This window comes from [Bacillus] enclensis (assembly GCF_001456935.1).
GTDB classification, from domain to species: Bacteria; Bacillota; Bacilli; order Bacillales; family Bacillaceae_B; genus Rossellomorea; species Rossellomorea enclensis.
Genome location: NZ_KQ758482.1, coordinates 727,947 through 748,053 on the forward strand (window position 1 = coordinate 727,947; position 20,107 = coordinate 748,053).

Genomic DNA, 20,107 nt, shown 5'->3' on the forward strand with positions numbered 1-20,107 from the left:
ATCTGAAAATTCCAGACAAGCACCTTGCGTTCAGTTCTGTTCTAATATTTACTTCTCTTACTTCTTTTTGGCGATTTTCTCAAAATACAAATTCCGGACGACAAACGTTTTATAGTTTTCCAATTTTCTCTTTTCGATTGGATGATGATTGATTCCCATCTTTTTAAGCTCTTGCAGGTACCATCCTTTTGAAAATTGATAAGCCATTTGACTACTCCCCTTCAACCATTTGTATACTATATGCTTGAAGGGCTTGCAGATGACTTTTTAACGGGCCATTGATGAAAGTTCCTCATACATGTCTTGGATGGTATAAGCTTTTTCACCTTTTTCCATGCTGCTGATGATTGTATCCCTGTTTGTTTGTAATTCTTTGACCTTAGTTAAAAAGCTTTCTTCGTTTAACTCTTCTTCTTCCAATGAAAGGGCATAGCCATGTTTTACAAAGCTGTTTGCATTCAGGATTTGATCCCCCCTGCTCGCTTCCCTTGAGAGCGGGATCAGGAGCATTGGTTTTTTCAGTGCCAGAAATTCAAAAATGGAGTTGGACCCTGCACGTGAGATGACATAGTCAGTCATCGCCAGATAATGCGGCAGGTCCGCTTTTATGAATTCATACTGCCTGTAGCCTTTTTGCTTGTATTGCTCTTCGATATTCCCTTTCCCGCAGATATGGATGATCTGGAAGTTTGAAGAAAGTTCTTCGAGATTCGCTCTTACCGCTTCGTTTATTTTTCTTGCCCCTAGACTTCCCCCCATGATCATCAGCACAGGCTTTTCATCATAAAATCCTGAAAGTCTCTTTCCTTCCGATGCGTCCCCTTTGAACAGTTCCTCGCGAATGATGGCACCCGCACATAAAGACTTTTCTGCAGGGAGTGTCTTCACTGTTTCAGGAAAGGTAGTGAAAATCTTTGTAGCGAAAGGAACGGCCAATTTATTTGCCAGACCCGGCGTGACATCTGATTCGTGGATCGCGACCGGCACTTTCGCCATTTTTGCTGCCATTACCACAGGGACCGAGACAAAGCCGCCTTTAGAAAAGATGATATCCGGTTTTGTTTTCCGGATGACGGACAAAGCTTCTATTACCCCCTTCATTACCCTGAAGGGGTCGGTGAAATTCTTCCATGAGAAATAACGGCGAAGTTTACCGCTCGATATACTTTTGTACGGGACGTGGGGGAACTGATCCGTGATGATCTCCTTTTCAATCCCTTCTTCCGAGCCTATGTAGGTAATTCTCCAGCCTTCTTTTTCAAAATGAGGAATCAATGCTGTGTTCACTGTAACATGGCCGGCAGAACCTCCGCCGGTAAATAAAATATGCTTGTTCATGTATATGTACTCCAATCTCATTATTATCGGTAGCATTTTAAACTATCATTATACACTTTATCAAAAATAAGCAGCGGATAGAACAATGAATCCTTCATTTCCTCTAATACCCTCTAAGAAGTTTATTACACCGGGAACCTTGGAGTTACTTTGGCTGCAGGAATTATGGTACAGTATGATAGTGTATTTACGGATTATCAGAAAAGCACTTCAGCATTCGGAAAGATTAAATTGACCAAGGAGACAGTCCATGAAACAGACATACAATATAAAAGGAAAGCTGGGACAGCTTTCCTTCATCCTCGTCCCTATCCTTGTCACTCAACTCGGCATGTTCGCGATGAATTTTTTTGATACGATCATGTCAGGACAATACTCCCCCACTGATCTCGCCGGGGTTGCCATCGGTTCATCCCTGTGGGTACCGGTATTCACTGGCTTAAGCGGGATTCTCCTGGCAGTGACCCCGATTGTTGCCCAACTGATTGGCGGAGGCAGGAAGAAGGAAGTCCCATACACCGTCTTTCAAGGTGTGTACGCTGCCATATTCCTGTCCTTGATTGTCCTCATAATCGGTTCGGCCGTCATGGATCCGATTCTTACAGGCATGGATCTTGAAGAGAATGTGCACAGGGTTGCAAGAGAATACTTGATCGCGTTATCATTCGGGATGATTCCCTTATTTGTCTACAATGTTTTAAGATCCTTCATCGATGCACTCGGTCTGACAAGGGTGACGATGTTCATCACATTATTATCACTCCCGATAAATGTTGTATTGAATTATGTTTTGATTTTCGGAAAACTCGGGTTCCCGGAACTTGGCGGAGTCGGGGCAGGCTATGCTTCAGCCATCACCTACTGGGTCATCACAATTGTTGCATTCTGGGTGATTCATACGAAAAGTCCTTTCCGGGAGTTCTTCATCTTTAAAGCGATTCAAAAACCCAGCTTCACAAAATGGAAAGAAATCTTCAAGATCGGTGTCCCGATCGGACTTTCGATCTTTTTTGAAGTAAGTATCTTTTCGGCTGTCACGTTGTTGATGAGTGAGTATACAACCTCGGTCATAGCGGCTCATCAGGCAGCCTTGAATTTTGCATCCTTCCTTTACATGATCCCTTTAAGCATCTCCATGGCCCTGACCATTGTCGTGGGCTTTGAAGTTGGGGCGAAAAGACTTAAAGACGCAAAAATCTACAGCTGGATGGGCGTTTTGATCGCTCTTATACTGGCGGTGATGTACGGATTGATTCTCTATGCTTTCCGTACTGAAATATCGTATCTGTATACAGATGACTCCCATGTACTTGAACTCATAGGTCATTTCCTTTTATACGCTGTATTCTTTCAACTTTCCGACGCGGTCCAGGCACCGGTACAGGGGGCTCTCAGGGGATATAAGGATGTCAATATCACGTTTATCATGGCATTGGTTTCTTATTGGGTGATCGGATTGCCACTCGGTTACCTGTTGGCAAATTATACGGAATTCGGCCCTTATGGATACTGGCTTGGCCTTACTTCTGGCTTGACTGCAGGTGCATTGACCCTTTCAGGCAGATTGCTTCTTATTCAAAAAAGATTCAAAAGGGAATATATGGACGGAAAAGCTTAAAAAAAGAGATTCGCCCGTAATGGAGCGAATCTCTTTTATTTATGGAATATCTTCCCGAGTACATCTTTTCCCCCGGTGACCGGGATAATTGCACCTGTAATGAAATCAGATTCTTCCCTGCAAAGGAATTCAACGACCCTCGCAAGGTCTTCCCCTGTCCCGGGACGGCCGACGGGAGTAAAGGGATCCCTTTCTTTTTGGGCATGTTCGATTTCATCCTCTTTCCAATCACCGACAATATCACCTGGACAGACCATATTTGCAGTGATCCCATTATGGGCTTCCTCGATTGAAATTGTTTTTGTGAAAGAAGCCAGTCCCGCCTTGGCTGCCGCAAAAGCTGACCTGTATATCCATCCAGGGGAAGTTTCCACACGATCATAACCGAATGTGATGATTCTGCCCCATTTATTTTCCCTCATTTGAGGAATCAACAACCGGGTCAGGTAAAATACGCTGTTCAGATTCCCATCAACTATGTAATTCCATTCATCAGGGGAATATTCATCAAATGTCTTTCGTTCCTTTACATAAGGGCCGGCATTGTGGATCAAGACATCTATACCGCCTGATTCCTGAATGATAAACTCAGTCATGTTCTTGCACTCTTCAGGATCTGAGACGTCACCCTTGACGGGAACAACTTCATTCCCGTAAGTGCTCATTAATTGCCTTGCAAAATCATTTGCATGACCTTCATCCTGTCGATAATTTATGAATACTTTATAACCGCTCTTCGAAAATTCTATTGCGGTCCGGCTGCCTAATCCTTTGGCGCCTCCCGTTATAAGAACTGATTTATCATTGTACACCAAAATCCACTCCACAAAGTCTTTATATTACCATACTAAGAATCATTAAGATGAAATGCAACTATTAGCTGTCTTCATATTTAAGCTGAGTAGAAACGGTTCATATACCGCTATTGATTTCCGTGCAAGACTTCGCTTTCCGCGGGTAGCCCGTGAGCCTCCTCGTCGCGTCCGCTCCTGCGGGTTAGAAAAGCAGAAGGGCTTTGGTGGCCCTGTAGCTGGACAAGTCTCACATTAGCTACTCATCCCGCAGGAGTCTACGTCTTGCACTCTAAACAATAGCTAGAATAATTAAAAAACTGGAAAAGCGCTTCACAAGACCATCATGCAATCCAGACATTTTTCTTAGACTCGAACATTTCTGAGCTGGTCTCTTATTTTGTGGCTGATTTTAAATCTGTTCCTCTACATAAGAAAAAGCAGCCCCTTTGTAAGAGGCTGCTCAGGATGTTGATCCTTATTTAGAAATGAATTGCTGTGTCCAGTAATGACCGTTTTCAACGTATCCTACACCAATGTGAGTGTAGTTTGAGTTCATGATGTTTTTACGGTGGCCTTCACTGTTCATCCAAGCCTGTACTACTTCTTCAGGAGTTGGCTGACCCATTGCAATGTTCTCTCCTGCAGATGAATATTCGATGCCGAATTGCTTCATCATATCAAATGGAGAACCATAAGTCGGGCTGTTATGATCAAAGTAGTTGTTTGCCTGCATATCGCGAGACTTTTCTTTTGCTACTTTACTTAGTTCAGCATCTACTTTAAGCGCAGGAAGACCTTGTTTTGCACGTTCCTGGTTAGTCAATTCGACCACTTTTTGTTCATATTCACTCAACTGGCCAGTTTCTGCCGTTGGTTCAGCTTGCTGCTTTTGTTCAGCTTGCGGCTGTGCCTGTTGTTCTTGAGGCGCAGGGGCAGCTGCTTCTGGTGCTTCAGCTTTAGGTGCTTGCTGCTCTGGTGCAGGTGCTTCAGCTTTTGGTGCCTCTTGCGGGGCAGGAGCTTGAGCTTTTTGACCTTGCTGTGGAACCTGACCATTCACACAATCTTGAAGATTGATATTCTGACCTTGCAGATTGATATTTTGACCATCGACTCCATATTTTGATAGGATGTCTTGGATATATTTATTTAAATCTTGTTGATTACCGTTTAATTGAAGAGTCTGTACTTTCGTTTTCACTTGCTCAGGACTTGCTGCATCTGCACTTCCTGCTGCAAGCGGTGATGCTAATAATGTTAATGCTGTTGCTGCTGATAACATTTTCTTCTTATTCATAGAGATGAATTCCTCCTTAGTGAATGTGTTGTTTTCTTGCTGCACATTCATCATAACACCCTTTTTGTGTTACATTTACGGGAGGAAATGGTAATTGCGTTTGAATTGTTCAGTTTTGAAAAACAATTTATCCTTCAAACTCGAAATCTATTATAAATAAAGGAATCACTAGATTAACTTACATTTCCGGCATTTGAATATTTTGACTCACACCTCTAAAATTTACCGAAAAATCAATGTTGACACCCTAAAAAAGCAGGTCCTTTTGTAACGGATATTACAATACCGTTTCAAAAAAACAAGGTATATTATCCCATAGACAAACTTCCCTTGCATGGTTGTTTCCTTACTGCACTTATATATCCCACTACATTGAATCCTAAACGTTTTAATTGTCTCACACTCACATTGTACTCGACTGAAGAACTGCCGATCACGACAATCGGTCCTTTTGGAATCTCATGATAATAACGTTTTAAGTAGCCGCAAGGGATGGCCAGCGCCTGGTCGCAGTTCGATTTATATGAATCCTGATAATCCCGGACGTCGAGTATAATATGGCAGTCACGCAGTTCCTTATCGCTCATTTCTTTAACACGTACGGGTGCATAACGATAGTACACCATATATATAAGAACGCTGAATATAGCAAGAGTAATAAACAGAAGCATTCTGCATCATCCTTTTTTCAATAATCTATGTTGTATTATATACCTTCAAGGGTATAATGAAAAGAAAAAAGTCTCGAAACGAAATAATCTGAATTTAAAGGATCTGCAGATGATTACCCTTTAAGTTGATCGATCATTTGTATGTGTAAATCAAGCAGTTTCACCTTAGACTCCGATGATAAGCCGGATTCGAGAATGCGTTTGGATGCAGATATATATTTTTCTGATATCGGCTTTCTGACACGCGGGTGGCTGTTTTGGTCAAGGAGCTCTCGTTTGATGGCTTCTTTCAGGATTTGTTCCGGTGACTGATTTTCATCATATAAATTTCTATTTTTCCAAACAGAACTGTACTCTTTAAGTAAAACTTCATAGGCAGCAGTATTCACGTTCGTACTCCTTTACATAAATATTATCCAACTGAACATACTAGAAAAAAACAAAGAAAGGTGATTGGTTATGACTACACCGTATCGTTGTCCGAATTGCCGGACGAACCGCACAAGGTTCAATATCATCCAGCAGGTACCGCAAAGCGTGAAACTGGATCCGCAGTCAGGACAAGTTGTCCAGCAATATGAGGAAGGTCAGCTTGATCCTTTTCATCTCGCCTATAATGGACCTGAATTAAAGGTACAATGTGCCGCATGCGGACTTGTGGAAGATGAAATGACTTTCAAGAAGTTCGGGGAAAGCAATCATTAAGATGAAAGGGGCAGCCACATAGCGGCCGGCCCCTTTTATTTATTTAATAATGATCTATTGCTTGCAGTGACTGTAAAATATCTGCTTTAGATAATTCTTCACCGATTATGACAAAATTGGTTTTGTATTTCATATCAGCCTGCATAAAGAGGGGCATCCCATATGAATATTGGAACATCGCCGGATATTTTTTTCCTTTGAGCGGGATATATCCTTTCATTCTGTAGATGGTCTCGGGCTGCTTTCTAACCCATTCCTCAAACTCCTCTCCATCTACCTCCCCTTTAAATGTGTAAACCACCGCCTGCAGGGAAAGGTGCCTGCCTATTGATGCCTTTTCATAACCCTCTATTTTTATTTCAGCTGCCTCTGAAAAAATATCTTTCATTGAAACTTTCGCATAGTTAGTCAAATATACTTTAGCCCGATTATTAATTTGTTGTAATTCGTAAATGAATGTTCCCTGCTCCATCTCAGTCAGGAGATCCACTTTATTCGCAATGATATACTGTGCATGCCGGATCTGTTCCCTCATAAGGTGTAAAACTGACGGACTGAATTGAGAACGTTCCTTCCACTGCTTGCCGTCCACTACCGTTATGATCCCTTTGAACTCAAACCTGTCAGCAAATAATGGAGACAGGATGGAATCCACTACTTCGACGGGGTGTGCGGCTCCTGTTGTTTCAATGATCAGCACATCAAATTGTTCGTTGACCAGAAGATCCTGTAACTGTGCTTCCAGTTTATCTGAAATAGTACAGCAGATACATCCGTCCAGAAGTTCTCTCATGGATGTATCTGCCTCCACGGCATCACTGTCAATCGACACACTGCCCAGTTCATTCATCAAAACAGCGGGTTTTTTATTTTCTTCTTTTAACGCTTGAAGTACATGTTTCAATAATGTTGTTTTTCCACTTCCAAGAAACCCGGATAAGATATATACTTCTTTCTTCACCATTGTTCCTCCCCACTTTTACTACAATCTACATCCCTTCATTTTATATAAAACATGACCTAAATACAATGTCATTGAACTGATTGTTCTAACGGCACACTGGAAAGCTATATAATAGTAGAAAGTGAAAAGTCCGGTCTGCATTAATTTCTAATCGAAGGGTGGGGATTTCTTTGTTCTATGAAAAAATTGTACCCATAAAGCTGCGGGATTTTCTGAAGAACCCTTCCCATGAAACACTGAAAGACCTGCTGCTCCTCAACACTGGGGAAACTGATTATGTTGATTTCAAATCCGACTGGATCGAAGTCTCCAAACTTGCAAAACATGTCCTGGCCATTTCCAATTCAGGAGGCGGCTGCATTATCATCGGAGTCATGCAATATGATGATGGTTCATTAGAATTAAAAGGATTATCTGAAGAAGAGTTCCTTGACAAGGCGGATGTTGATAATAAACTTCAGCACCTTCTTCCAAAGTATCTTCGATATAGAACGGAAGATTTTATTTTCACCGGAAATATCCATCCTTTTTTAAATATGAAACGTTTTCAGGTGCTGATCATTGATTACGACCCCAGATACGTCCCTTATACTTCAATTGTAACAAGAGGAGAGCTGCGCTACGGAGCTATTTATGTGCGGCAGGGTACCAAAACAATTGAAGCCACAAATGATAAATTGGTAGATGTCATACTAAGGAAAGTACAATCGGGCGGTTCGGACAGTGAGGAACGCTCCCTCCAGGAACATTTGGAACACTTAAAAATACTTCAATATGAGTATGATCAATCGGAAGATGAAAAATATAAGGGTTATTTAAATCAATTGATCGGACGAAAAATGAAACGCATCGAGAACTTCCTGGATCTCGACTCCGCTGATAACTTCCCTCCCTGATCCACTCCGGCATCAGTAGCTAAACTCTCTCAGTGCCTGGATATTGGTGGTTTCATCCATTTCCAATACATCTCCCGCCCCAGGTTTCGTAATGCTTTGGTAGCTGCCTTCCACCGGGATCCTGATGGTTTCGACGGAGTCGATCGGATGAAACAGAAAAGATAGTCCGTGCTTCATAACCTGATCAACCGAAAATGTTGTCTCGACGTTTTTAAAACCCTCACGCACCAACTCGATCGCAGTAGGTATACCTTTTCCTGATTTCAACTTCTCCATGATATTTTTTTCAGCAAGTGCAATGATTTCCTGCTGTCTTTCCACCCTCCCGAAATCACTGGATACATCCCCGCGGTAACGAACATATTGAAGTATTTCTCCACCCTTCAGCTTCTGCGTGCCCGGTTGTTTATCCCACTTCCAGTGACTGATCATCCCCTCGGTTATGGGGACCTGAACACCTTCCGGGAAAATGATTCCCATCATATTTATAAAATCTTGAAAATTAAGATTCACGGTGTGATTAATTTCAAGATCAAAATTTTGTTTCAGTGATTTCTTTACAAGGTCATTGCCGCCCCACGCATAGGCATGATTTATTTTACTTTTACCGTACCCGGGGATATCCACATAGGTGTCCCTCATAATCGAGATGAGTTTTAGTGTTGGTTGATTGGGGACATATTGAGCGACTATCAGCACGTCTGCCCTCTCTGCTTCATTTTTTCTTTGATCAGACCCGACTACAAGCACATTGATGGGTTTCCCTGCCTCTTCTTTATTTATTGGAAAGATGGTGTTTGTTTTCTCCGTTTCATTTGTGCTTTTTACATCTGCATCCTGCTGGATTTCTGTCATTTCGGAAGGTAGAGTGGATTGGGTGGACGTATTCATCGCTGCATATATGATGAATGTTATCAGCAATACGATTGGAATAGCAGTCCATTTTTTAAACATTTCGATCACCTCATACTTTGTTATCATCATTGTTGGTCATTGGGAATTCTTCTATACAAGTAAGTTGAGGGAAATGTCTTTTCTTAATAGGAAATTAATAACTAACATATTGGCTTCATCAAATTCCAATCTTATAATAAGGATATTCCAAATTAAAAAGCACAACTTCTCTACAAATCTAAATAGAGAAATTGAGCTTTTCTGTTACTTCATTTATTTATTGAATTCATTAACTGGAAGAAGTATTGGGGTTTATGAGTCTTATTTAGGCTATACCATGAATGTAATGCATCTGGTGTAAATACATCTATTTTTTTCAGTACCTCCATTGCAAATTCCAGAGGAGCTATTCCTGATGCAGTAACCAAATTCGAATGGGATACCGCAGATCCCAACTCATAGAACTTTTCTCCTTTATAGTTCGGACATACCATTTTAGTATATTCTAAGTTATTACTTGTATGCTTTCTAGTATCTAAGTATCCCATATTCGCAAGGGCATCAGTTGCACCACAAATTGCAGCAACATTAGTGCCAAGCTTTAAAGCTTGGCCAATTCTATCCAAGATAGGTTGATGAATTTCTTCACTCCAAGTAGTTCCTCCTGGTAGGATTAAAAGATCTTTACTCTCAAGAGTACATTCATCAAGGGAAATATCTGGTTTTATGCTCACTCCTCCCATAGTAGTAATCATTTCTTTATTAGCACCTACTGTAATAACTTTTAAGGGTGCTACATCTTTTTTGAAATACCTTCCAGAGTTTAGTTCAGCAATTAAATATCCATATTCCCAGTCTGACATTGTATTAAATACATATAGAAAAACTTTTTTTGTTTGCATCCAATAACACTCCAATCACAATTGATATTGCTATTATAATAAAACTTCCCTGACAGTTAGCGTCAGGGAAGTTATCATTCTTGATAAAATTTTATTAATTCCGACAGAACTTCAATAAGTCTTTTCTTAAGACTTATTGGCTCAATAACTTTAATAGATTTATTGTATGGTAAAAGTAAATAAGGTACATATGTATGCATCATATCTTTTTCAAGAAGAAAAACTGCTTGATTTGAAGTCCGTTCTTGTAAATAATGTCCTAAAAACCAATGCTGGCAAATATCAGCCAATACATTTTTATCCCCATTAATAACCAAAGAAATAATCTCTTCCTTATTTTCTATAGCTGGAAGAAGGTTTTTAATAAAAAAGTCACGTGCTGAAAAATCTTCTGGCCGGTTAAACTTATTTTCGGTTAGCATTAGACTTTCAATTCGATCTACTCTAAAACTACGGATATCATTTCTAAGATGACAAAATCCAATCACATACCACTTATTATTCCAATAGATCATTCTGTACGGATCTACCAACCTATAATTTAATTGCTTTTCCCCACTTTTATGGTGAAGAATTTTTACTGAGTACACGTCAGCTACGGCCTGCTCCAACTCCTTCAGAAAAGGTTCCATAGTTGAACTTAATCGACTTATTACTTCAAGGCTAGTTAAACGTTGGTTTATCTTTGTTTCCTGCTCTTGATTTGAGTATTTACTTAGTTTTGAAATGGCCCTATTTAGTGCTTCACCTCCATAATATCCGGCTTCTTCAGCAAAAACAGCAGCATGAAATAGTGAAGTTTGCTCTTCACATTCAAAAAAAAGAGAAGCCTCAATAAAATTATTCAATAAAGTGTATCCACCATTATGTCCTGGTTCTGAAATGATAGGTACGCCACTTGTTGAAATGGTATCAATATAACGATACACAGTCCTTATATTCATCTCTAGCTTTTCTGAAATTTGTTTTGCAGTAATTTTTTCACCTGAACGGAGCATCCATAGAATTGCTAACATATTGTCAATTTTAGGCATATAAATCCACCTCAATATCCTTCTATTAATAATTAATAACTATCTTTCAATACCAATTATTTCAAATATCATAATATTGAGCAATCCCCTTATTCGATTAAATGGCCCGATAATTGAATAGCAGTTTTAAATTATTTATCGCATCTAAATTTAACTTGTTTCTCGATTAACCTCCTTTGTTGTTATTCAACAAAATCAAAAAAACGCACTGTTGATTTCAATGTGAAATACAGTGCGTTTTTTTTTGATATTTGATTTGCTGTACCCATGAAATAAAGCTTCAAAAGCTGTCCAAGAGGCTTAGCAAATTATTGTTTATTTAATACCTCAACTGCTTTTTTGAATTGAGGGTCGTTTTCTTTTAGTTTTTGGCGGAGCTGGTCCATCAGTTTGACGGTTGTTTCGCCTTTTAGTATGCCAGTTGATTCCAGTTTATTTTTTTCCTGGAACTGCTGTACGGCGGCTTTTGTATCTTCATCGTAATAGCCGTCAACATTTCCCGGGTTGAATTCGAGAGCATTCAACATTTGTTCTGCCGCCTTCACTGTTTCGGACATGTCACTTTCTTTCAGTTCTTTATCCGGATTGATATAAGGAAGCTGTGCGTAATCCGGCATCTTCACTTCGTAATCGGGATTGATTCCTTTTTCATGGATCCAATTCCCTTTCGGCGTGAGCCATTTAGCCGTGGTGAATTTCATGTTCGAACCGTCCTCAAATTCTTCTGCGGTCTGAACGGTCCCTTTACCGAATGTTTTTGTCCCGACCAGCGGAATATCATTTGACTCACTTACAGCGGAAGACAGTATTTCCGAAGCACTTGCACTTCCTTCATCTACAAGGACCGCGGTTGGGACTGTCACCTTCTGGCCGCCTTCTGCCACATATTTTTCGACTTTCCCATTATTGTCTTCGACTTGGAAGAGTACTTCCCCTTCAGGTACGAAAAGATTTGAAATTTTGATTGCCTGATCCAGCAGGCCGCCAGGATTTTGTCTCAGATCTAATACGAGCTTTTTCATCCCTTTATCCTGCATTTCATTCAATGCATTCACCAATTCTTTATAGGTATTTTCAGAGAAGCTTGTAATTTGAATTTCAGCGACTCCGTTATCCTTCATTTCTGCATATACCGTTTCAATCGGAATCTCGTCTCTAGTGATTGTCACTTCCATCGATTCTTCCTGACCAGGACGCTGGATTGTCAACGTTACCTTCGTGCCTTTCTCGCCGCGGATTAAAAGTACCGCGTCAGTAACAGACATACCCTGTATACTTTTCCCATCGACCTTCAGAATCTTATCATTGGGCTGCAGTCCCGCTTTTTCAGCAGGCGACCCTTTGATTGGTGAAACGATTGAAACATACCCTTCCTTCTCTTGAATTTCTGCACCGATCCCTTCAAAAGATGAAGATATGCTTTCCTGAAACTTTTTGGCTTCTTCCTCGTTCATATAATCAGAATAAGGATCTCCCACACTCTCGAGCATGCCGTTGATTGCTCCGTTGACGAGCGTTTCATCCTTTAGGTCCTTATAGTAATTTTCATTTAATTTATCATAAGCTTCATAAAGCTTTTTAAATTCGGATCTTTCTGTGACACCTACATTAACTGCCTTTTCATCCCCGAACGCCAATGCGAAGGTTGTGATTCCCGCTGTTGCGAATACTAGGAAAAAGAGAAGCATCACAAATTTGAACTTTTTTATTTTCAAATAACTTGTTTGATTTTCTTCTTGAGTGACTGATTGATCTGTTGATTTATTCTGTTCCAAGGTTTTCACCACTTTCATTGCTATGTATCCAAACCGTAAGTGCGATCATCCAGGCATGGACAATCAGATAACTTCTTTATTCTATCAGCTTTTATCACTTAGTGAAAGGAATATCCATCACTATCCTTATGATGTGTCAAAATTGTCGTAAAAAAACCTACTGTACTTATTGCGAACAGGGAATACAAAAATGATTCCAGCCCGATGATCGACCATCCGATAAGAAGGACCACACTATCGATTGCAAAAATCAGCTTTCCCACGTTAAACCCTGAACTCTTTCCGATTAATTGGGCGAGTAAGTCCGTACCGCCGGTTGCTGAATCAGCCCTGAGCATCAAACCGATCCCAATGCCGACAAACGCCCCTCCGATAAAAGCGCTTAACAACGGGGGAAGAATGTGAAAGTCTTTCCATCTGTGAAAAAAATCAATCATAAACGAGGACAGCCATAACCCATGGATACTGTTATAAAATAGCGGCCGGTCCTTAATGAATGCCAAACAATAGAGCGGGATGCTCAAAAGAATGATGGTTAGTCCGGGCTTAAAGCCGAACCAATAGTGGAATATGAGCCCGATGCCGATCATGCCCCCGTCCAGGAAGTGATGCGGCACAAAATAAAGGTTAATCCCTATACCAACGAGCACACTGCCTAACACCAGAATATAAAAACCTTTAAACATCCCTCTTCCCTCCGATCGGGTCCATTTGGACAGACCCCCTTTATTATTGTTTATGAGAGAAGAGGGTGAAAAAGTCTTTCTATTTCAGCAGGGTTCAAATTTTAGTGCTTCTTTACAAGCTAGCAGCCCCTTTTGAAAATAAAAAAACAGGAAGCGCATAGCTTCCTGCCTTTCACTTATATTTCTTTTACATTTTTAAAGTATTCTTCAAGTGACCAGTCATTTTCATATATGACTTTGGCGGCGTCTTTTCCTACGTATCTGAAATGCCAAGGTTCATACTGGTATTGTGTAATATCGACTTTATCTTCAGGGTAGCGGAGGATAAACCCGTATTTATGTGCATTGGCTGCCAGCCATTTCCCTTCTTTCGTTTGGGCGAATTCAATATTCACCTGGAAATCATTGCTCTGGCTTGAGATATCCATTGCCAGTCCGGACTGATGTTCACTTTGTCCAGGCGGTGCAACGGCCATGACGGCCTTTTCTTTGCCGAACTGCTCGATTTCACGATTCAAGAGCATTTCCTGGTAATCATAAGAACGATAACCTGAAATAGCTGTGAGATAGATTTGTTCAGATTTCGCAGCCGCAAACATTTGCTCGAGGGCCTTTGCAGCTTCCTCACGGAGATGGGCCTTTTCCAGGTCCTCGTTTCCGAAAACGAATGGAACTTTTGGACGCACCAAATCTTCCGGTTTATACTCACCCAGCGCGAATTCCTTATTTACAAGTGCAAGTATATTGGCAGGGTTCTGAATGACCTGCTTTCCATCCACTAGCTTCACTTGATTGAAGAATTGTGATTCCAATTGAAGCTCGGGCGGGACCGTCTCTTCTTCCGCAACTTCACCGCCACCCTCGTCACCTGGAGTTGCATCCGGGGATTCCTTCATCCCTGAGCTGTTGTTTTCTTCTGTGTCCTTTGTTTCTTCGGACTGTTTTTCACCGAATAAATTCTGGGTCCATTCTTGTGCTTGCTGACACCCGGACAAAATGACAAGGGAGCCGGCAATAACCAGGATGACCTTTTTCATACTTTCACCTAGTTTCTCTATATTGTTACAAACTACATATTAACATGGATTGACTGACATGTAATAGGATAATCCTACTGTATTCAGGATTATTGCATAATAAAACTGCTTACCATTTAAGTAAGCAGTTTAAGAAAGCGTTATCTTTCCGGGTTATTCCTTGATTGCTGCTTCGAGAGCCACTTCAATCATTTCATTGAAAGTCGTTTGGCGCTCTTCGGCTGACGTTTCTTCACCTGTCAGGATGTGGTCGCTGACGGTCAATACGGAAAGGGCGTTACGGCCATATTTTGCAGCCAATGTATAAAGAGCCGATGTTTCCATTTCAATTGCAAGGATTCCATATTGAGCCCATTTTTCATGTTCCGCATTATCGTTATAGAACATATCCGCCGTGAATACGTTCCCCACTTTCAGGCTAAGTCCTTTTTCGACTCCGCTTTCGTAAGCGCGTTTCAGCAAATCGAAGTCAGCAGTCGGGGCATAGTCGATCCCATTAAAAGTCAACTTGTTCATTTGCGAATCTGTTGAAGAAGTCATGGCAAGGATTACATCACGTACTTTGACATCCTTCTGGATTGCTCCGCAAGTACCTACGCGGATCAAATTCTGCACATTGTAACTTTGCATCAATTCGTTGATATAAATGGAGATGGACGGGACCCCCATTCCTGTGCCCTGTACACTGATTCTTTTTCCTTTATACGTTCCGGTGTACCCGAACATATTGCGAACTTCGTTATAACAAACAGGATTCTCCAAGAATGTCTCTGCTATATATTTAGCCCTTAACGGATCTCCCGGCAGTAAGACCGTTTCTGCAATTTCATTTTCTTTGGCATTAATATGTATGCTCATCTTACAATTCCTCCTATTATAGAACTTACTGAAGTACCATTGTAATCCTTTTCTTAAGCTTATGCAACGCCTTCAGAGTTCACGGATAGGAAGCGTCGGACTGGAAAGACTATAGATGGAAGGAGGTATGGTCATGACGAAGGAAAAAATGAGCAAGAAACTTAAGCAGGCCGTCCAGCATGCGAATGAAACAAACCCTTCCACCCGCTCGGGGACTCAGCCTAACTCTTCAAGAACCGAAAGGCTAAAATCTTAATAACACGGAGGGATCCTTTTGGGTAAAAAGCACCGTAACAGAATCAATTCGCCAAAGAAAAATAATCACATTCCTAAAGAAGCAATCGAGGCCGAACACAATGCCCATGCGAAAGAGCATTCAACGGTAAACAGAAAGAACGGGCCCGGCCACAACCTTTGATGAAGTGAAAAAAGGAAAGACTCCATTACGGGTGTCTTTCCTTTATTTTCAATCAATGCAGAAGGATCCGGTTGATCCTTTTCCAGCCGTTTGGCTGCAATCGATAATAGAAATGACCCCTTCTTCCCTCATCTATAAAAATGATATCGCGGGTTGCCATATACCTGCCTTTGTAATCTGCGGGCATGAGGTCGGGTACATTAAAGATCCTGAACGTTTCATATAGTGCCTCTTCATGATTATTCGCTTTTATTGATATCCTGTACACCTTCTGGTAGCCCTTGTCTTCCCCGTATTTTGGAGTTTGAAATACAGTGATGTCATAATTTGACCTCAGCATTCTGGGACGTTTGATTTTTTCAAGTAACAGCATGAGCACCCCTCCGGTTAAGTAGTACTATTAGTATTAAACAAAGGGGCTGTCGAATCCTTCATCAAAAAATGAGAACCTTTGTCGAAACGTCTTAAATGAATTTGTCGATGGTTTCTTTCAGCTTTGAAGACAGGTGGGGCAGATCGCTTGAACGGATCGTCATCTTTACCATTGATTCGTCCATTTCGAGTGCTTCAGCCAGAAATCCCCCAAGCCCTCTTGCTCTGCGGTCCACTTCAATCAACACATCTGCCTGCTCCTCTGACTGATTAAGAAACATCAGCTCGATTTCATCCAATGAACGCTGATACGCTCCGCTTACAGGAACGAATTCAAACTCCTGAATGAACGGATATCTTCCCCTGAATCGGCGGGGAGCCTGTTCGCATTCGACCTTCCTTATCCTGAAACCAAGATCCTGTACAGATTGGAGAATGCCATTTATTAAGTTATGGGGAACGATTTCAATATAATCTTTATCTTTTGGGTCCACCGAATTTTTTATATCAAGACCCGTTGCCACCCACACCCTTGTATTGCCGTATGTGATTGGCGTTTCAAATGGAAGAGTGAACGAAAACGGGATTTCTCTCTTTTCATTTTCCCCGATTGTGAATGGTTCTGATATTTGAACCTTTTGAATCGGAGCATAGTCAGTATATTTTTTATCATCCGACTCACGGATATACGTTGTATAAAGAGTGAGATAGATCGAATCGATCGTCTGGGAAGTACTCCCCCCTTTGATTTCCACAACACCTTTTGCCGTTTCACCGGCTTGATAGCTTGATTTTTCCAACTTCGTATCCACTGTTGCTGCACCGATTCCAAATGATGCAAACACTTTATTAAAAAACGACATGCCTATTCCTCCCTTATCTTCTGCTTAAATCATATCTTATTTTCATTAGTTCCATATAAGCTTGTTCCGCATTTTCAAAAGAACCGTCATACCTGAGCAGTTTTTGGATCAATCCCCTGGTTGCCGGGCTGATGTCCAGTTCTTCCTCCCAACTCCTTTCTTTACGTTCAACCGGCTCGTAAGATGAATACAGAAGGAACAACAGGAAATGTCCGAGTGCATATAAATCACTTTTTGCAGTCTTTTCCCTCATATATTCCTTATGTAGAAGAGGAACTTCCGAATTATCTCTTTGTATCCTGCACGCCAGGCCGAAGTCGATGATGTTTATGACTCCGTTATCCCACAAGATGTTCGGGATCCTCAGATCCCTGTGTAAATAGCCGCTCTTATGGATAACCATGATCAATTTCACCAATTGAATGCCTAAGTCTAAAGATTCTTCTTCAGAATAGGTTTTTCCTTCCTTAAAAATCAAATCTTCAAACGTCCTGCCATCCATTTTTTCCATGATGAAATAGGGAGTCTGTTTAAACACACCTTTTTCATATATTTCAGGAAACCGGGGATGGTTCAGTACTTCCAGGACAGCCGTTTCATTATCAATGTATTTCATGGAATCGGTAAACCATTTTTTATAAGGGCGTACCCTTTTCAATACAGCTCTATCCCCGGTATGGACCTGCCTTACATCATAAGCGGTGCCGTAGCTCCCTTTTCCCAAACAGGTCATGACCTGGAATTGATTGATTCTTTCCCCGCTTTTCCATACTACTTCAAATCCGTCAACCATCCTTCGAAACAGGGATCCGATCATGATGTGTCCTAGCTGCTGAAAAAGCTTGAGAAGAAACTTTTACTCTTATATTTTTTCTTGTAATGATGATGACCATAATGTTTATGCTTTTTATACTTCTTCCAATTATCACTTGAACTGTAGTAGTGCGGCTTAGAATGTGATCCTAATAAACTCTTCAGTATTTTCTTTAGCACCCGGGGTTCCCCCATTCAAATTTATTGTATCTATATATACGGTTATATGTTTCCTTTGGTTTCAAAAATAAAAAAGGTCCGCCCCCCGGCACATATGAATGCGCCAGAGGGACGGGCCTTTTCATTCGAATTTATACGTCCTCTTCCCATTCCTCGTCAATGATGCACTTGGCAATCAGATACTCGAAGGTTATGTCCGCCAGTTCCTCAAGTTCTTCTTCGGAAGGAACATAGCCTCTTTGCACAAGTTCTTTCATGAAGAAGTCGGCAATTTCTTCAGTGTCGATAAAGACTTCTATCTCCCGCATTTGATCGCCCCCTTTGATTCTCAATTTATGATGCTGACAGCTTAGTTATGCCAGCAGAAAAAAAGTTTTCATATGAGGTTCAGGACAAGCATACACTTTACCATTAAGATTAGAGGAGCGATTATATATGTTGACATTGATCAAAAAAGGCCGATCCACACTAAAAGATTTTGAAAGCGGCGAAGGGAAAATTGCAGCCTGTATGCAATGGGTTCTTCGTGCCATACTGATATCTTTCTTATTGATAAGTGTTCCGCTATTTTTATATATTATGTGGATTATTCCTTCTCTTTGACTGCGGAGTGAGAATTTGCGTGATTTTTCAATTGCTCAAGGACATGCTCCATTTTCTTTTTATACGTGGGATCGCGAAAGAAAAGATAAAGAGCTTTATAGTCATTATAATAATCGAGCAGCTGGTCCACCCAGCTTGTTTTATGTGAAGGGGACTTAAGGAGTTTGGTCTTGGCATCCTTTTTATGAGGAAACACAAAACCATACTTTTTAATGAACGCTTCCGCCTGTTCTTCATCTGCTACAAGAGTGATTTCATCTTCGTCTGCTTCCAGCCATTCCCCGTCGGTTATCCTCATCAATTCGTATATGACGTCTTCCCAGGCATCGTCTTTATAGCGCCAGATCTCTGTCCGGAATCCGACCACTTTAAATAAATCCTCTTCATACCCCTTAACGATGACCAGATCTCCAAATAAAAATTTATATTCGATATCGATTTGTTCTTGTTCGAAAATATAACCGTCATAAGATTCCAGGAGCTCCAGTGCTTTTTCTTTGAATAGGCCTTCACTATCGTTTACTTCATAAAGGAATTCCCCATCCAGTTTTTTTATATTCGTTATCTTCCCTACTGTACCGTAGATTGTCACGACTACCGTTTCTCCTACCCTGAATTTAGGCTCTTTTCGATTCTTCATTCTCCCCTCACCCTTAATCGCCTTTTTTATATAATATGCAGTTATCACTGTAACGGGATACAAGAATTCGGTTTTCCGCTTCCCTCATCGAATCTGGACGGATACCCACTATCTCTCTGGTCAATTGAGGAAAAAAAAGACTGACTTCAGTTCAAAGATTCACTTCAGTCAGTCTATTTCTTATCCTTTTTCTTCTATTAGATATAGATCCCATGCCCGGTCAAAGATGATCATGCTCTCAAGGTATGAACCATTCATTTCGAGGTATGAACTGATTTCATCGTAATCCCACGATTGTTTCGGGAAGCTGTGATCATCATATGCTTCGTTGGCAAACCTCGTTATATCATCTTTCGCTGTCGGCTGCCTGTGTTTCATTAAATAATGATAAAATGACTTTCTCATCAAACCACCTGTCCTTATAAAACTGTCTTTTTTAAAAGGATAGCGGATGATGGGGCATCCGTAAAGCATGATGCTAAAAACGGAAATAATTCTTCTTTAGGAATCTTGGAATTTTCAAAAGTTCTTCGTACGTAAGCCGGTCCGTGAGCTTTTTGGTGTCTATCAACATTAATTGATCTTCAATTTCATTGATTACATGCTCCTCCTGATATTCCATCCCGCATTTTTTGCAGTTGAGCACCGGGACTTGTTCTATTGTGATTGCCCTGGTGCCGTCCGGAAGTTCCCAGTATACATTTCCTTTTTCCTTGGCGACTTCTGCTTCACCGCACCACTCGCACCTGATG

General features: G+C 40.9%; 26 protein-coding genes. 5 read left to right on the forward strand and 21 right to left on the reverse strand.

Annotated features, from left to right (window positions below; all coding sequences use genetic code 11):
* Window positions 1-57 precede the first annotated feature (57 nt).
* Complete coding sequence (locus tag AS034_RS22195; RefSeq protein ID WP_071618739.1) at window positions 58-207, reverse strand: DUF2639 domain-containing protein; 150 nt, start codon at window positions 205-207, stop codon at window positions 58-60.
* 60 nt (window positions 208-267) lie between these two features.
* On the reverse strand, window positions 268-1,338 hold the full coding sequence (locus tag AS034_RS03605) for an undecaprenyldiphospho-muramoylpentapeptide beta-N-acetylglucosaminyltransferase (protein WP_058297570.1): 1,071 nt from the start codon (window positions 1,336-1,338) through the stop codon (window positions 268-270).
* 250 nt (window positions 1,339-1,588) lie between these two features.
* Here AS034_RS03605 and AS034_RS03610 point away from each other — a divergent pair, with 250 nt between their 5' ends.
* Window positions 1,589-2,956, forward strand: coding sequence for an MATE family efflux transporter (locus AS034_RS03610; protein WP_058297571.1), 1,368 nt, complete (start codon window positions 1,589-1,591; stop codon window positions 2,954-2,956).
* 35 nt (window positions 2,957-2,991) lie between these two features.
* On the opposite strand, the gene AS034_RS03615 is transcribed toward AS034_RS03610, so the two are convergent.
* The 4 genes from AS034_RS03615 to AS034_RS03630 all read right to left on the reverse strand — a co-directional run bounded on the left by AS034_RS03615 (window position 2,992) and on the right by AS034_RS03630 (window position 6,104).
* Complete coding sequence (locus AS034_RS03615; protein WP_058297572.1) at window positions 2,992-3,768, reverse strand: SDR family oxidoreductase; 777 nt, start codon at window positions 3,766-3,768, stop codon at window positions 2,992-2,994.
* Between the two features lie 457 nt (window positions 3,769-4,225).
* A complete protein-coding gene (locus AS034_RS03620) occupies window positions 4,226-5,044 on the reverse strand; it encodes a CAP domain-containing protein (RefSeq protein WP_058298083.1) in 819 nt (272 codons plus the stop codon).
* A gap of 308 nt (window positions 5,045-5,352) precedes the next feature.
* Window positions 5,353-5,715, reverse strand: coding sequence for a rhodanese-like domain-containing protein (locus tag AS034_RS03625; protein ID WP_052011545.1), 363 nt, complete (start codon window positions 5,713-5,715; stop codon window positions 5,353-5,355).
* Window positions 5,716-5,828: 113 nt separating this feature from the next.
* On the reverse strand, window positions 5,829-6,104 hold the full coding sequence (locus tag AS034_RS03630; RefSeq protein ID WP_032088028.1) for a hypothetical protein: 276 nt from the start codon (window positions 6,102-6,104) through the stop codon (window positions 5,829-5,831).
* A gap of 70 nt (window positions 6,105-6,174) precedes the next feature.
* Between AS034_RS03630 and AS034_RS03635 the strand changes: the two genes are divergently transcribed.
* On the forward strand, window positions 6,175-6,420 hold the full coding sequence (locus AS034_RS03635; protein WP_032088027.1) for a hypothetical protein: 246 nt from the start codon (window positions 6,175-6,177) through the stop codon (window positions 6,418-6,420).
* Window positions 6,421-6,463: 43 nt separating this feature from the next.
* On the opposite strand, the gene AS034_RS03640 is transcribed toward AS034_RS03635, so the two are convergent.
* Entirely contained in the window at window positions 6,464-7,384 is a 921-nt protein-coding gene (locus AS034_RS03640; protein ID WP_058297573.1) for a CobW family GTP-binding protein, read from the reverse strand.
* A 170-nt stretch (window positions 7,385-7,554) separates the two neighbouring features.
* On the opposite strand from AS034_RS03640, the gene AS034_RS03645 reads away from it, so the two are divergent.
* The gene (locus AS034_RS03645) at window positions 7,555-8,280 is read left to right on the forward strand and encodes an AlbA family DNA-binding domain-containing protein (RefSeq protein ID WP_058297574.1); all 726 of its coding nucleotides are present in this window, start codon (window positions 7,555-7,557) and stop codon (window positions 8,278-8,280) included.
* A 12-nt stretch (window positions 8,281-8,292) separates the two neighbouring features.
* On the opposite strand, the gene AS034_RS03650 is transcribed toward AS034_RS03645, so the two are convergent.
* The 7 genes from AS034_RS03650 to deoD form a co-directional block, all read right to left on the reverse strand.
* Entirely contained in the window at window positions 8,293-9,234 is a 942-nt protein-coding gene (locus AS034_RS03650; RefSeq protein ID WP_058297575.1) for an LCP family protein, read from the reverse strand.
* A 209-nt stretch (window positions 9,235-9,443) separates the two neighbouring features.
* Window positions 9,444-10,076, reverse strand: a complete 633-nt coding sequence (locus AS034_RS03655) for a type 1 glutamine amidotransferase family protein (RefSeq protein ID WP_058297576.1) — start codon at window positions 10,074-10,076, stop codon at window positions 9,444-9,446.
* 74 nt (window positions 10,077-10,150) lie between these two features.
* Complete coding sequence (locus AS034_RS03660; protein WP_058297577.1) at window positions 10,151-11,110, reverse strand: helix-turn-helix transcriptional regulator; 960 nt, start codon at window positions 11,108-11,110, stop codon at window positions 10,151-10,153.
* Between the two features lie 308 nt (window positions 11,111-11,418).
* Window positions 11,419-12,903, reverse strand: a complete 1,485-nt coding sequence (locus tag AS034_RS03665) for a lmo1851 family serine protease (RefSeq protein WP_058297578.1) — start codon at window positions 12,901-12,903, stop codon at window positions 11,419-11,421.
* An 80-nt stretch (window positions 12,904-12,983) separates the two neighbouring features.
* Complete coding sequence (locus AS034_RS03670; protein ID WP_032088023.1) at window positions 12,984-13,571, reverse strand: YitT family protein; 588 nt, start codon at window positions 13,569-13,571, stop codon at window positions 12,984-12,986.
* Window positions 13,572-13,747: 176 nt separating this feature from the next.
* Complete coding sequence (locus AS034_RS03675) at window positions 13,748-14,608, reverse strand: M15 family metallopeptidase (RefSeq protein ID WP_032088022.1); 861 nt, start codon at window positions 14,606-14,608, stop codon at window positions 13,748-13,750.
* Window positions 14,609-14,761: 153 nt separating this feature from the next.
* Window positions 14,762-15,466: a purine-nucleoside phosphorylase gene (deoD, locus tag AS034_RS03680; RefSeq protein WP_058297579.1), complete on the reverse strand. Its 705-nt coding sequence runs from the start codon at window positions 15,464-15,466 to the stop codon at window positions 14,762-14,764.
* Window positions 15,467-15,599: 133 nt separating this feature from the next.
* On the opposite strand from deoD, the gene AS034_RS23300 reads away from it, so the two are divergent.
* Both AS034_RS23300 and AS034_RS22930 read left to right on the forward strand, forming a co-directional pair.
* The gene (locus AS034_RS23300) at window positions 15,600-15,722 is read left to right on the forward strand and encodes a hypothetical protein (protein WP_268876310.1); all 123 of its coding nucleotides are present in this window, start codon (window positions 15,600-15,602) and stop codon (window positions 15,720-15,722) included.
* An 18-nt stretch (window positions 15,723-15,740) separates the two neighbouring features.
* On the forward strand, window positions 15,741-15,884 hold the full coding sequence (locus AS034_RS22930; protein WP_169792800.1) for a hypothetical protein: 144 nt from the start codon (window positions 15,741-15,743) through the stop codon (window positions 15,882-15,884).
* A 52-nt stretch (window positions 15,885-15,936) separates the two neighbouring features.
* Here AS034_RS22930 and AS034_RS03685 read toward each other — a convergent pair whose 3' ends face one another.
* The 7 genes from AS034_RS03685 to AS034_RS03710 all read right to left on the reverse strand — a co-directional run bounded on the left by AS034_RS03685 (window position 15,937) and on the right by AS034_RS03710 (window position 20,106).
* Window positions 15,937-16,257: a YodL domain-containing protein gene (locus tag AS034_RS03685; RefSeq protein WP_058297580.1), complete on the reverse strand. Its 321-nt coding sequence runs from the start codon at window positions 16,255-16,257 to the stop codon at window positions 15,937-15,939.
* Between the two features lie 91 nt (window positions 16,258-16,348).
* Window positions 16,349-17,119: a sporulation protein gene (locus tag AS034_RS03690; RefSeq protein ID WP_058297581.1), complete on the reverse strand. Its 771-nt coding sequence runs from the start codon at window positions 17,117-17,119 to the stop codon at window positions 16,349-16,351.
* A 13-nt stretch (window positions 17,120-17,132) separates the two neighbouring features.
* Window positions 17,133-17,912, reverse strand: coding sequence for a serine/threonine protein kinase (locus AS034_RS03695; protein ID WP_162266019.1), 780 nt, complete (start codon window positions 17,910-17,912; stop codon window positions 17,133-17,135).
* A 331-nt stretch (window positions 17,913-18,243) separates the two neighbouring features.
* On the reverse strand, window positions 18,244-18,420 hold the full coding sequence (locus AS034_RS22200) for a YozD family protein (RefSeq protein ID WP_064563934.1): 177 nt from the start codon (window positions 18,418-18,420) through the stop codon (window positions 18,244-18,246).
* A 278-nt stretch (window positions 18,421-18,698) separates the two neighbouring features.
* Window positions 18,699-19,355: a hypothetical protein gene (locus tag AS034_RS03700; RefSeq protein WP_058297583.1), complete on the reverse strand. Its 657-nt coding sequence runs from the start codon at window positions 19,353-19,355 to the stop codon at window positions 18,699-18,701.
* Window positions 19,356-19,535: 180 nt separating this feature from the next.
* The gene (locus AS034_RS03705) at window positions 19,536-19,760 is read right to left on the reverse strand and encodes a YozE family protein (protein ID WP_032088016.1); all 225 of its coding nucleotides are present in this window, start codon (window positions 19,758-19,760) and stop codon (window positions 19,536-19,538) included.
* A gap of 73 nt (window positions 19,761-19,833) precedes the next feature.
* Complete coding sequence (locus tag AS034_RS03710) at window positions 19,834-20,106, reverse strand: YokU family protein (protein WP_052011589.1); 273 nt, start codon at window positions 20,104-20,106, stop codon at window positions 19,834-19,836.
* Window position 20,107: the final 1 nt, after the last annotated feature.